11 protein-coding genes are annotated in these 12,094 nt (G+C 71.0%); 5 read left to right on the top strand and 6 right to left on the bottom strand.

Going from position 1 to position 12,094, the window contains the following annotated elements:
• Positions 1-278 precede the first annotated feature (278 nt).
• Both OG948_RS37820 and OG948_RS37825 read right to left on the bottom strand, forming a co-directional pair.
• Entirely contained in the window at positions 279-1,421 is a 1,143-nt protein-coding gene (locus tag OG948_RS37820; RefSeq protein WP_331769503.1) for an ROK family transcriptional regulator, read from the bottom strand.
• A gap of 239 nt (positions 1,422-1,660) precedes the next feature.
• Complete coding sequence (locus OG948_RS37825) at positions 1,661-2,377, bottom strand: TetR/AcrR family transcriptional regulator (protein WP_331769504.1); 717 nt, start codon at positions 2,375-2,377, stop codon at positions 1,661-1,663.
• 98 nt (positions 2,378-2,475) lie between these two features.
• On the opposite strand from OG948_RS37825, the gene OG948_RS37830 reads away from it, so the two are divergent.
• Positions 2,476-3,600 carry an FAD-dependent monooxygenase gene (locus OG948_RS37830; protein WP_331769505.1) on the top strand — a complete coding sequence of 375 codons (1,125 nt, stop codon included), beginning with the start codon at positions 2,476-2,478 and terminating at the stop codon, positions 3,598-3,600.
• Positions 3,601-4,660: 1,060 nt separating this feature from the next.
• Here the strand turns inward: OG948_RS37830 and OG948_RS37835 are convergent.
• The gene (locus OG948_RS37835) at positions 4,661-5,149 is read right to left on the bottom strand and encodes a MarR family winged helix-turn-helix transcriptional regulator (RefSeq protein WP_331769506.1); all 489 of its coding nucleotides are present in this window, start codon (positions 5,147-5,149) and stop codon (positions 4,661-4,663) included.
• Between the two features lie 94 nt (positions 5,150-5,243).
• Between OG948_RS37835 and OG948_RS37840 the strand changes: the two genes are divergently transcribed.
• The gene (locus OG948_RS37840; protein WP_331769507.1) at positions 5,244-5,627 is read left to right on the top strand and encodes a hypothetical protein; all 384 of its coding nucleotides are present in this window, start codon (positions 5,244-5,246) and stop codon (positions 5,625-5,627) included.
• Positions 5,628-5,836: 209 nt separating this feature from the next.
• Here the strand turns inward: OG948_RS37840 and OG948_RS37845 are convergent, their stop codons facing one another.
• Complete coding sequence (locus OG948_RS37845) at positions 5,837-6,595, bottom strand: LPXTG cell wall anchor domain-containing protein (protein WP_331769508.1); 759 nt, start codon at positions 6,593-6,595, stop codon at positions 5,837-5,839.
• A gap of 513 nt (positions 6,596-7,108) precedes the next feature.
• On the opposite strand from OG948_RS37845, the gene OG948_RS37850 reads away from it, so the two are divergent.
• Positions 7,109-7,426: a hypothetical protein gene (locus OG948_RS37850; protein ID WP_331769509.1), complete on the top strand. Its 318-nt coding sequence runs from the start codon at positions 7,109-7,111 to the stop codon at positions 7,424-7,426.
• Positions 7,427-8,005: 579 nt separating this feature from the next.
• Here the strand turns inward: OG948_RS37850 and OG948_RS37855 are convergent.
• Both OG948_RS37855 and OG948_RS37860 read right to left on the bottom strand, forming a co-directional pair.
• Positions 8,006-8,785, bottom strand: coding sequence for an ABC transporter permease (locus OG948_RS37855; protein ID WP_331769510.1), 780 nt, complete (start codon positions 8,783-8,785; stop codon positions 8,006-8,008).
• The gene (locus OG948_RS37860) at positions 8,782-9,768 is read right to left on the bottom strand and encodes an ATP-binding cassette domain-containing protein (RefSeq protein WP_331769511.1); all 987 of its coding nucleotides are present in this window, start codon (positions 9,766-9,768) and stop codon (positions 8,782-8,784) included. Before OG948_RS37860 ends, OG948_RS37855 begins: the two co-directional genes overlap by 4 nt.
• 155 nt (positions 9,769-9,923) lie before the next feature.
• Between OG948_RS37860 and OG948_RS37865 the strand changes: the two genes are divergently transcribed.
• Together OG948_RS37865 and OG948_RS37870 are read left to right on the top strand one after the other, a co-directional pair.
• Positions 9,924-11,123 carry a sensor histidine kinase gene (locus tag OG948_RS37865; RefSeq protein ID WP_331769512.1) on the top strand — a complete coding sequence of 400 codons (1,200 nt, stop codon included), beginning with the start codon at positions 9,924-9,926 and terminating at the stop codon, positions 11,121-11,123.
• Positions 11,120-11,803, top strand: a complete 684-nt coding sequence (locus tag OG948_RS37870; RefSeq protein WP_331769513.1) for a response regulator transcription factor — start codon at positions 11,120-11,122, stop codon at positions 11,801-11,803. Before OG948_RS37865 ends, OG948_RS37870 begins: the two co-directional genes overlap by 4 nt.
• Positions 11,804-12,094: the final 291 nt, after the last annotated feature.

The following is a 12,094-nucleotide window of genomic DNA, read 5'->3' on the forward strand; positions in this document are numbered from 1 at the left end:
TGCTGGGAGCGGCGGCACCGGGCCGGGATCGTGGCGGGATCGGGGCGCGACGGTGCCGCCGGGGGCGGCGGGTGGAGAGCGGGCGGCCGGGCACGGCCGATCGGGCGGTCCCGTTGCCGGGCCCGGCTTATTTATTCCGGAAATGGATCGTAATAACGCCCACGTCCGCCGCGCAAGAGGTGAACAGAAGGGAAAACCGCAACAGATCATGCGCTTACTGGCGGTGACCTGACTCTTTTAGTTCCTCATCCGGAAAAACGGGCCACCCATGCCGACCCTCAGGCAGGCTGCTCGTCCTCGCGCAGCAGCAGAGCGAGGGCGCCGAGGGCGGCGGCGTTGACCCCGAGGTCGGCCTGGACCACGTCGACCGGCCATGCCACCCGAGGCAGCGCGAGCCGGTTTATCGCCTCCCGCACCGGATCGAGAACGAGCGAGCCCAGCTGCGCCAACTCGCCACCCACCACGATGCGCTGGGGGTCGAGCTGCACGACCACGCCCGCCAACACCCGGCCAAGCCTGGCAGCCGCCGCGTCGACCACCCGGCACGCCACCGGCGACAGGTCCTGGGCCGCGGTGACCAGCGCGTCGAGATCCGCCAGTGCCAGCCCGCGCGCGGCACACGCGTCCAGCAGCGCGGCCCCGCCGATCAGTCCCTCCAGACAGCCCCGGCCACCGCAGTGACACGACGCGCCGTTGGGGTCCACGCTCACGTGACCGATCTCCCCCGCCCCGCCGCGTGCGCCCGTCACGGCGCGACCGCCCACCACGAAGCCCCCGCCGATCCCCGTGGACCAACGGACGTAGACCAGGTCGTCGACCTGCCGTCCCGCGCCCCATGTCGCCTCGGCCAGCGCGGCCATCCGCGAGTTGTTTCCGATCGAAACCGCGACGCCCAACTCCTCGCCAACCAGCCGGCGCACCCCCTCGACCGGCGTCGAGGACGACGCGCCGCCCAGGACGCCGACCACCCCGATTCCCACCGCGGTGAGCCCGGACAGCCCGATCCCGCCGCGTTCGGCGACGGCGCGGACCAGTGTCACCACGGTGTCCGCCGTCACCTCGGGGACCGCGTCCTCGGCGATGTCCGCGAGACCGGTCGCGACGACCTCGTGGGAGGCGTTCGCGATGACCAGACGCACCCGACGGCGGCCCACGTCGACGCCCACGTACAGCCCCGCCGAGGGATTGAGGGCCACCAGCGCCGCGGGCCGGCCGCGCCCGCGCCCGGCCGACCCGGCGGCCTCCTGCTCGATCATCGCGCCGCGTTCCAGGAGTTCGGCGACGACGCCGAACATCGTGGTCTTCGGCAGTCCCGTGCGCCGGCACAGTTCCGCGCGGCTGAGGGCGCCGGAACGGCGCAGTTCCGCAAGGACCAGGTCTTCATAGCCCGCCCTCGCACGGCGGGTCGTAGAGATACTCACCGAGCCATGATGGCCATCGGCCACTTATTTGGTCAAAACCAGGAATAATTATTGGCCCACTGTGCGGCATCCCGAGGTACGTCCGCCCGGGCGGACGAGGTCATCCGTCGACCTGGTCCGGCCGCCGAGGAGACCGGCGACACCCGGGAGCCTGCCGGTTCCACCGACCACCGGCGCGCGCCTCATGATGATGCGACCTGTGATCGTCTCGGCGCCAGGTGGCCACCGCACGCCGCAGGTCAACCGGATGCGGGCCGCAGATTGTTCATGAGCAGGCCGAGGGCGAACTCGAAGCGGTCGTGTCCGGTACCGGAGATCAGCTCGGCGGCATGGCGTCGAGTATGCGGGAATTTCTCGGCAGGCAGTGCGGTGAAGCGGTCCAACAACTCCTCGTGGCCGAGTACCCATTCCTGATCCTGGTGCCGGCGCCGCTGCTGGACCAGCGACTGCTCCAGTGCGTAGGCGCTGACGTAGAGGGACAGCGCGTCGCGGGCCCATCCGGCCGTCCTCGGTTCGATGCCGCCCGCGAGCAGGATCGCCAGGATTCCTTCGCCGACCCGCAGCATTTCCGGGTTGGTCGACACCATGGCCAGCGCGGCGCGCGAGATTCCGGGGTATCTCAGGTACAGGTCGCGGATCTGCGTGTACACCCCGAGTAGCTGCTCGCGCCAGGCGCTCGGGTCCGGCTCGGGGAGCACGACCTCGGCGTAGAGCCTGCCGATCAGCAGATCGTCGATGTCGTCCTTGTTGACGATGTGCGCGTACAGCGACGACGGGCCAGTGCCGAGTACGGCGGCGACCCGGCGGATGGTCAGCGCGTCATACCCCTCGGTGGCGACGACTTCCAGGGCGGCGTCGGTGATCCGTTCGACGGTGATCGGCTTCTTGCGCGGTGCCGCCTCGGCCGCGGGTTGGGCATGGCGGGCTGCGCGGCGTTGGCGGGGATCGGCGGACATGCCGGCCACTATAACTTGACACGATCTAAGTTCGTTGAGTAGAACTTAGTTCGTCACAGCAACGAACTAAGTTCGTGTCGATGTTCCGGAGGTGTGTGATGCGAGTTTCCGTTGTCGGAGCCGGTCTGGGAGGTCTGGCTCTCGCGCAGGGTCTGCGTGGTGCCGGGATCGAGGCCGACGTGTTCGAGCGCGACCCGGGGATCGTCGCACGGTTCCAGGGCTACCGGCTCGTGCTGAACCCGATCGGTTTCCAGGCGGTACGCGACTGCCTGCCCACACGCTGGCACCCACTGCTGGACGAGATCGCCATGGACGCCTCCGCCGAACAGCTGATCCTGGACCCGCAGCTGAACGAGATCGGCAGGCTCGGCGCGGGCCGGACCGGCATCGTGGTCGACCGGCAGGTGCTGCGACACCTGTTGCTGACCGGCCTCACCGTGCACACCGATGCCGCCCTGACCGGCTACGACGTGTCGGCCGACGGCAAGGTCCGAGCCCGGTTCGCCCACCGCGACCCGGCCACCGCCGACCTGCTCGTCGGCGCGGACGGCGTCACCTCCGCGGTCCGCCGGGTGTTGTCGCCGCAGACCACCCCGACCGACACCGGCGTCCGGTTCGTCATCGGCCGCACCCCGCTGACCGACGAGTTCGCCGGCCTGTCCAAGGCCTACGGCTCGAAGATCGCGGGTGACGGCGTCGGCCTGCTGCTCGGCGCGATGCGCTTCCGTACCCCGCCGAAGCAGGCCGCCGAGCAACTGGCCCCCGAAGTCACGCTGCCCGACATCGGCGACTACGTGCGCTGGGCCATGATCCTGCCGCCGAACGGCTCGCCGGCGGACCTGACCGCGCAGGACGCCGTGCTGTCCAGGATGGAAGGCTGGCACCCGGAGTTGCGCGCGCTGATCGAGCAGGCCGACCCGGACAACAGCACGCTGCTGTCCATCCGGGTGGTCAAGCCCGGTGAGCGCTGGGCGTCCGGCCCGGTCACGCTGCTCGGCGACGCGATCCACGCCACCTCCCCGACCGGCGGCAACGGCGCGAACACCGCGCTGCGCGATGCCGACCTGCTGCGCCGCTGCCTGATCGAGGCCAACGAAGGCCGCCGGGATCTGCTCGGCGCGGTCGACGACTACGAGCGGCAGATGTTCGAGTACGGCGCCGAGGCCGTGCGCAGCAGTCTCGAGAAGCTGCCCGCCTTCGCCCCCGAAGCGAAACTGTCCTGAGGCCGAGACGCACCCTGCGCGATCGACCGGACCCGCCCGGTCGTGGACATACCGATCCCCGCCGGTCGACGACGCGGTCGACTACCGGAGGGCCGGCGAAAGATCGTTCGGCCGTTGGCAGCGCGCGGTGGCGCTGCCGTCCTTGCGCGGCACTCGGTGACTCGTTCGCCGCGGGACCGCTGGTCCTGCCGCAGGTGGCACTCGATCCGTGCTTCCGTTCCGGCAATGACAACGCCCTTCTCAGGAAGTGCGTCGGGCGCGGCGGCACCCGACGGTGCCGGTGCGAGGGCAGTCCGGCACACGGCGCACGCATGCGGTGCCGGCGTGGACGGGGCGGCGGCGCGTTTCGCGGCCGTGCGCGGCGGCCTGGTCCTCGCCGCCGCGCAACTGGCCCGCGAACACGGCGACGCCGACTGCGAGGCCTGGCCCCGGACGCTGTGGTCCGACCCCGAGGCACCGCGCGAAATGCGGGTGAGCGCCGCACTGGGGTGGCTGTGCCTGACCGACGCGGCCGTACCGGACGAGCTGCGCACCGTCGTGGACGAGTGCGCCACCGAAGCCACGGCCCGGCTGATGGCGCCACTGCCGTGGATGCGCGCGGTCGACTACGGGCGTGACGCGGGACTGCAACGCTGCGTCCGAGCACTGCTTCACCCTGACGCCCCTGAACCCGAATCGCCATGGACTGCGTGGCCCGCCTCCCGATTCGACCGCACCCTACTCAATCGCCCGGTTGAACCCGGTGTGGCCCCTGCAAAGCCCCAAACCAGAGATGCAGTCGGGGTGGCACGCGATGTGAGGATGAGCGCGCTCGACCTTCGGCAGTGCGGGCAACCCTCCGGAATGCCGTCATCAACGGCGGGCCGCCGCACGGGCGGGTCGCCCGGAGTCAAGACTTGCACGCCCGAGACTTGCGCTGCCGGTCGGTCCCACGACTGCGGAGCGGTGATCTGTCGCAGAGCCTGGGCCGCTTGGGACGCGATCCGGGCGAGCTGCTGCTCCAAAACGCCCGTCGTCGAGGCCCTCATCGCTGCCTGCGGGCGGTGTGATGCCTGTGGGCTCAGCCTTGTTCCTCGCCGCCGACCGCGGCTTCGTACGCGAGCAAAGTATCGACGAACAGTTGCTGCTGATCCGGCGTCAGGGGGGCCAGCGCCTTGCGCCACGCGGTCGCGCCCGGGGCGAGCCAGGCAGTGATCGCGGGTTGTTGGTCGTCCGCAATGCCGATGATCCGACGACGCCGGTCCGCCTCGTCCTCGCGCCGTTCCAGGATTCCCTTCCGGCTCAGGTCGCCCACCAGCAGGCTCACCGTCGTCGGCGCGACCTGTAGTCGGGCCGCCAACTCGTTCACGGTCATCGGCCCGTCGAAGAGCAGGTAGGAGAGCAGCGAGAGGTGGCGCGGCGCCAGGGCGAAGGACTGCAGCACCTCGGGCACGGGGATCTTCTTGACCCGGCCCACCATCCGGGGCATGAGCAGCAGCAGGGCTCGTACGGCGTCGTCGACCCCGTCGCCGCCGCCCTCCGCGGCATAGCGCGACTCGGGCCTTGACATCGCACGCCCCTCCACGTTTATCTTTGCTGTCAAAGATATGTTGCTTGCAAAGCAAGCTTCATCGTACGTACCGGCCCGAACGGAGTTGCCACCCATGCCGCACTTCAGCGTGCACATCCGCGAAGAAACCCTCGACGGGATGGTGGAACCGAAGTTGATCAGCGCCCTGACCGACGCGGTCGGTGCCGTCTACGGCGAGGAGTTCAGCCGCCTCGTCGGGGTCGACCTGATCGGCATCCCGCAGCACCGCCGGGGCATCGGCGGCAAACCGACCGACAACGATGCACCCCTTGTCACCCTCAGCATGCGCGAGGCCGCCTATCACCTGCCCCAGGTCGCGGACGCTCCCGCCCGCCTGGTCGCCACCACCACCGACGCACTGGCCGGCGTGCTCGGCGAGGCCGTCCGCAAGCAGGTCATCGTGACCATCGTCGGCGTCCCCGACGGCCGCACCGGAGTCGCCGGCACGGTGGCCTGACGCACGGGCGCAGGCCGGGGCGACCCGCTCCCGGCCTGCGCCCGCGCTCTGTCATCGACGAGAGCGGCGGCAGGCACGGTAGTTCGGGCGAATCCTCTTCACGAATCCTCGTGATCGGTGTGTCGTCGTCCCGTCCCGCCGAGCATCGGCTCGGCGGGACGGGACGATCGACAGGGTCCGCCGTACACGGTCGGGCCCGGTTCGGACCGTCAGGCGGCGTGGTTGCCCCGGCGCCTGCGCAACAGGATGCCGCCGCCGACCAGGATCGCGGCGGTGACGAGGAGTCCGCCCACCGCGACCGTGCCGGTCTGCGCGAGCGACTTGCCGCCGCCTCCGGTCGTCGCGGGCTTCGAGGTCGTCGGGGCGACCGAGTCCGAGGCGGTCGGCGACGCGGACGACGAAGGACTACCGGTACCGGCCGACGAGGTGACGGGCGCGGGGGTCTTCGTGCCGTCGACCGGCGGCTTGCTGGTCGAGGGAACCGCGCTGGTCGGCGGCGCGGTGGTCGGCGGGCTGGTCGTCGGGGGCTTGGTGGTCGGCGGCGTTGTCGGCGGCTTGGCCGGGCAGGCGTGCGACAGGTTGAACCACTTCACCTCGCCACCCTTGACCTGGGCGACCGCGGAGGTCAGCGTGGCCCCGGCCGGCGACGCCACGTACGCGTGCTTGTCGCTGGGAGGTCCGAAGGTGGTTATCACCTGCGGGCCGCCCGGCTGGAACGTCACGGTCAGCTTGACGAAGTCCGTCCCGTTCGTGGGAAGCACGAAGTGCCACCCGTCCTTGTCGGCGGGGATCGTGTTCGGGCACTCGCCCCGCTCCACCCCATCGCTGGTGGCGGTCAGTGGGAGCTTCTGGTGCAGGTTTACGGTGTACGTGTCGCCGGTGGCGAAGGCCGGCGCCGTGCCGGCGGCCAAGACGAGCGGCACGGCGAGTGCGGTGGCCCAACGCATTGCCTTGGAAGGCGAAGACATGGTGATACCTCTTGGGCAGAAGTAAGTTGCGGCCCAGGGGGTCAGTCGTGTCACCCGGCACGAGAGCCGCAGCCGAGACCCCTCGACACGCTCGCCCGAAAGACCGTTTCGTCCGCCCGGAACCGAAAAGACCCTCGATGAGGGCAGCCGAGATTCCCATCACGGAGAGCTCCACGTCAAGATAGAATTGTCCGGGTAGCAGTAGTTATCCGCTTTATCCGCCTTGCTCGGGTATAACGATTTCCCACAACACGGCATTTTTTGGCCGTCGTCGCACGCCCGGACGCGTTGACCGGACCCGATTTCACGCCCATATGCCCCACTTCGGCATTTCGCGAAGTCCGGCCATGCCGAACCAACCATGTCGACCGAGCATTTCCGGCCACTGGACGCGCGCCCCGCGCCCGTCGACACCTCCGACCGCCGGTCGGTCCCCGGTCCTCGCCCGTCACAGGCGGCGATCACCGTCTTCGCCCACGTCCGTACCTCTTCCTGCCACCGGTCGGCGCGGCGGTGAACTCGGCGCGCCGGACGATCAAGCGCCGGCGGAGGTCGAGCAAGACAGTCGCCGTCCTCGGCATCACCGGCCACGCCCGCGTCACCCCGGATGCGATATCCCGGCCCGACCGGACGAAGCAGCTGCCCGACCGGCATGTCACCGTCGCCCATACCACGCTCACAGTGCGCCGGGCCGATGCGCCCACCGAACACCGCCCGCTCCGCGACGGCGAACTCGCCGACTGGCCGCGCGTTCTGGAGGTCCCGCTCACGACGGACGAGGAAAAGCGCCTCCTCGAGCGGGCCACGGAGGCGGTTGCGGCGAACGCGTGAACACACGCCTGCCTCGATGCCCGGCTCTGGTGACGGTTCAACCAGTCAGGGGCATGACCACCGGCCTTTCCGCAGGTCGGGAGCCTCTGCACCCGGTGAATGTGTCGATCGGTGCCGTGGGACGGTCAGGCAGGGAACGACCGGAGAAGCACGCGATCGACATCGACGTCTTGCCGGGGCCGGACGGCCGGCAAGGGCGAACACTCGTACGCGCCACCGCCGTCCGGCGCGCAAAGGATTCCGGTCGGCCGTCGCCTGCCCCCGACGGTGGTGTTCAGGGTGACCGCTTCCGGTCGTCCCTTGCGTCGAGTCGGCCACCTCGAAGCCGAGAGGATCCTGAGAGGGGGCGCCCACGGGGTGTCCCGCCGGCTCCCGCCGCCGGTGCGGGTTCGTGTGCGCACGGCCGGCGGCGACGAGGCCCCCCGACGACCTCGACGCCGCTCTCGGCCGCACCGTGCAGCGGACCTGCACAACTCTCCTACGACACCGGTCGGTCGCGTTCGCCGCGCGGTCGATCAACGCGCGCGCAGCCGCGGATCTCCTTGTCCACCGCGGCGCCGAACCCGCAGGGGCGCTTTCTCACGTGTCCCGACGCTCCAACAGCCACCCGGCCGTACCGAGGGCGAGCGCCAGATACACAGCGCAGACAACGGTCGCCATCATGGTCGAGGGCCGGCCGGCCTGCGCGGGGCCGGTCGTCGTGCTCAACGCCTGGAACACCGACTGGAGTGTCCAACTCCGCGCGGTATCGCTCGCGGCGGTCACCATCGGCGCGACGAAGAACAGGCCGAACAGCGCCGTGACCGCGCCCGCCGAATGCCGCACAATGGCGCCCACGGCCAACCCCAACACGGCCATCACGGCCACGAACGCGCCGGTCGCCACCACCGCGCGCAGCACGTGCGGGTCGCCGAGGCCGACGTCGAGGTCCTTGTCGGCCAGGATCGACCGACCCACCACGAATGTCGCGAACGCGATCGTCTCCCCGACCGCCAGTGTCACACCTCCGGTCACCAATACCTTCGCCGCCAACACCCGACGCCGTCGGGGCACCGCGGCGAAGGTGGTCCGGATCAGGCCCGAGCCGTACTCCGAGCTCGTCGTGAGCACCCCGAGCGCGCCCAGCGCGAGCACAACGACGTAGTAGCCGCCGCTGAAGCCGAACCGGACCGGGTCGAACCGGGCGCGTTCGTCGGCCGTCATACCGTCCCAATCGGCGACCAGGTTGCCGTAGTCGAACGCGCCGAGACCCAACGCCACCACGGCAGCGAGCCCGATCATCAGATAGGTGGACCGGATCGAGCGCAGCTTGATCCATTCCGAGGCGAGCACGCCCCGGGAGATACGCACAGACGTCATGACCGCGCGCCCCTCTCGGCGATGTCGCCGCGTGTGTCGCCGTGTTCGATGTCGTCGCGTCGCAGGTCCGCGGGAATGCCGTCGGCCCGGTACTCGACGCTCTCCTCCGTGATCGCCAGATACGCCTCCTCCAACGAGGCCTCGTGAACCGCGAGTTCGTGGATCACCAGGCCGTGGGCGGCGGCGATCTCACCGATCCGGGAGTAGGCCGGGCCCACCACCGAAAGTGCCCCGCCGTCCGGTTCGGTGACCACGGTCGCGCCCTCGGCGGTGAGCAGGCGGGCGAGCTCGGCACCATGCGGGGAGCGCACCAGCACGTGGGTCCGCGAACTGCCCCGCACGAACTCGGCCATGTCGGTGTCCACGATCAGCCGGCCCTTGCCGAGCACGATCACGTGATCCGCCGTGAGCGCCATCTCGCTCATCAGGTGGCTGGACACGAACACCGCTCGGCCCTGCGCGGCGAGGTCGCGCATCAGGGTGCGGATCCAGCGGATGCCGTCCGGGTCGAGCCCGTTGACCGGCTCGTCGAACACCAGCACACCCGGGTCTCCGAGCAGCGCGCACGCGACCCCCAGGCGTTGGCGCATGCCGAGCGAGAAGGTGCGGACCCGGTGCCGGGCCACGTCGCTCAGGCCGGTCAGCTCCAGCACCTCGCCGACCCGCCGGCGCGGGATGTCGTTGCTCGCCGCGACGCTCGCGAGGTGGTTGTACGCGCTGCGACCGCCATGCCCGGCGCCCGCGTCCAGGAGCGCACCCACCACGCACAGCGGCCGATCCAGGTCGCGGTACGCCCTGCCGTCGACGAGCGCGCGGCCGGCACTGGGGGCGTCCAGGCCCAGGATCATCCGGATCGTGGTGGACTTGCCCGCCCCGTTGGGGCCCAGGAAGCCGGTCACCCGGCCGGGCTCGACCGTGAACGTCAGGTCTTCGACGGCCACGGTCGCGCCGTACCTCTTGGTGAGTCCGCGGACTTCGATCATCTCTTCTCCCAGGTCGCCGATACGCCCTCCACCGTGTCGGGCCGACCCGCCCGCGTCGTCCCGCCGCGGCCATGGACCGGCCGGAGCATGTACGACCGTGGTCATAGGTCTCGCGCACGATGGCCGGGCGGACCTGCGGACCTACGCTGAGCCGCATGGACTTCGAACCGGCGCGGCCGCTGACCAAGAGGTTGCGGCCCGGTCACTGGGTGGCGCTGGACGTGGTCACGGCGCTGGTCGTGACACCGATCGCGGGGCTGCGGGTGGTGCACGCGTATCACCGCTTCGACCCGCACGGACGGGGCTACCGACAGCCGTCCGCGGGCGAACTGGGCATCGCCCTCGTCGCCGTCGCGGTGCTCGGTCTCGCCTTCGCCACGCGCCGGGTGTGGCCGCTGCCGGCCGCCGGCGCGATCCTGGCCGCCTGGCTGGTGGTCGTGGCGGTCGACGGACGGCTGACCATCGCGCTCGTGCTGGGCGGTCCGTTCGTGGTGCTCGCGTCGATGGGCGTCGTGTACGTCGCCGCGACGCGATGCCGGCCGCGGCCGGGGCTCGCGGTGCTCGGATCGGCGCTGGTCGGCGCCGGCGCGTGGTGGTTCGGATCGGCCGACCTGCGCCGCAACGGGTGGTTGCCGGTGCTGTTCTCGGTCTGCGCGTGGGCCGTGGGTTACGCGGTCGGGCGGCATCGGGCATACGCGGCCGAGCTGCGCGAGCATCACGCCCACGTGGTCCGGTCCGAGTTCGCGGAGGAGCGGCTGCGGATCGCCCGCGAGGTGCACGACGTGGTGGCGCACAGTCTGGGGGTGGTGAACGTGCAGGCGGGATACGGCGGTTTCGTGCTCGACGCCCGGCCCGAGGAGGCCCGGGCCGCGCTCGCGGCGATCCAGGCCACCAGCCGTGACACCATCCACGAGATGCGGGGGCTGCTCGGCGTGCTGCGCGCGGGCGCGCCCGCGGATCGGCTGCCCGCCCCGGGGTTGGCCGACCTGGCGTCGCTGGTCGAACAGACCACGGGGGCGGGCGTACGGGTGGAACTGGTCGTCGTCGGCGAGGCCCGTGAGCTGCCGGCCGGCATCGAGTTGTCCGCGTATCGGATCGTCCAGGAGGCGCTGACCAACGTGGTGCGGCACGCGCACACCCGGGCTGCGCGGGTGGAAGTCGCCTACCGAGAGGGCGAGTTCGCGATCGAGGTCACCGACCGGGGGCGCGGCGGGGCGATCGCGCCCGGCGGGCACGGGCTGGCCGGGGTCCGCGAGCGGGTCGGGCTCTACGGCGGCGAGTTCAGCGCCGGGCCGATGCCCGAACGGGGCTTTCGGGTCGCCGCCGTGCTGCCGTTCGCCGGGCGGGCCCGGTGAGCGTGCGGGTGCTGGTCGCGGACGACCAGGCCCTGGTACGGGCGGGCCTGAGCGGGATCGTGACCGCCGCGCCCGGGTTCACTGTGGTCGGCGAGGCCGGCACCGGCTCGGCCGCCGTCGACCTCGCCCGGCGGGAGCGGCCCGACGTGGTCCTGATGGACATCCGGATGCCCGACATGGACGGCCTGGAAGCCACCCGATTGATCACCGGCGCGGGCGGCCCGCCCGCAGTGCCCGGGGTACGCGTGCTGATCCTGACCACGTTCGATCTGGACGAATACGTCTACGACGCGCTGCGCGGCGGCGCGAGCGGCTTCCTGCTCAAGGACACCCCGCCGGCGGAACTGCTCACCGCGATCCGAGTCGTCGCGGCCGGCGACGCACTGATCGCGCCGAGCGTGACGCGCCGCCTGATCGCCGAGTTCGCCGCGCGCCCGACCACCGGAGCGGGCCGGCCACCGCACGGACCCGATCCGCTCGGCGCCGTCACCGCCCGCGAACGCGAGGTGCTCACACTGATCGCCGAGGGGTGTACCAACGTGGAGATCGCCAGGCGTCTGCACATCACCGAGGGCACCACGAAAACGCACGTGGGTCACCTGCTGAGCAAGCTCGGCGCACGCGATCGAGTCCAGTTGGTGATCATCGCCTACCGCTCCGGGTTGGCCCGGGCGCACTGATCCGCCCGTCACGTCGCGCGGGCGCCGACGAGACCGGTCTCGTACGCGACGACCTGGCGTGGGCAGCGCGTGGTGTATCGGTGCCCGTCGGGCGCTCGCGGCGGACGGGGGCTCGGTGTCGGCGGTGCCGTGGACCGAATCTCCGTCGGCGGATCGGAACGAAACCCGGGCGGACCGCGATCACCGCCATCGTGGACGGCACCGAACGCATCACCAAAACCGGCTTCGACGCGGTTCGTCCGGACCACCTCGCCGAAACCCGGTACCGCCCCGGCCCCACCGGTGATGGCC

The sequence above is a fragment of the Embleya sp. NBC_00888 genome (assembly GCF_045207655.1).
GTDB lineage: Bacteria > Actinomycetota > Actinomycetes > Streptomycetales > Streptomycetaceae > Embleya.